Genomic DNA, 728 nt, shown 5'->3' on the forward strand with positions numbered 1-728 from the left:
GTCTATAATACAGCTAAACCAATTCTTTCAGTAGAATTGTCAGAATTAGATAGTGATGACTTATTACTCAATACCCCAGAGGCTACCTATGATTTACGAAAGGGAATAAATGGGCAACAAGAACACAATCCTGAAGATTACATAACAAAAATTACCGCAGTCTCCCCTAGTGATCAGGGAATGGGATTATGGCAGGAAACTTTAGCTACCTTTTTCTGTAATGACCAAGAATTAATTGATTATGTTCAAGAAATTATTGGTATGGCAGCTATCGGTAAGGTCTATCAGGAACACATGATTATTGCCTACGGAGGCGGAGCGAACGGCAAGTCTACTTTTTGGAATACCATTGCTCGTGTGCTAGGCAGCTATTCAGGTAAATTATCTGCGGATGCCTTAACTATGTCAAACAAGCGAAATGTCAGTCCTGAGCTTGCTGAGCTTAAAGGGAAACGACTGGTCATTGCTTCTGAGATGGCTGAGGGTATGCGACTCAATACAGCCGTTGTGAAGCAGATTACTTCAACTGATGAGATTCAAGCAGAGAAGAAGTACAAGGATCCATTCCACTTCGTGCCCTCACACACGCTAGTTCTTTACACCAACCATCTGCCTAAAGTAGGGGCGAACGATGATGGAACTTGGCGACGTTTGGTTGTTATTCCCTTTAATGCCAAAATAACTGGTCGCTCTGACATCAAAAACTTTGCGGACCATTTGTATGACAA

1 protein-coding gene is annotated in these 728 nt (G+C 41.9%); it reads left to right on the top strand.

Annotation, left to right across the window (positions count from 1 at the left end):
* A partial coding sequence (locus tag D8792_RS11005; RefSeq protein WP_221763079.1) for a DNA primase family protein occupies nucleotides 1–728 on the top strand: 728 nt, incomplete at both ends.

This window comes from Streptococcus cristatus (genome assembly GCF_003943505.1).
GTDB lineage: Bacteria > Bacillota > Bacilli > Lactobacillales > Streptococcaceae > Streptococcus > Streptococcus cristatus_E.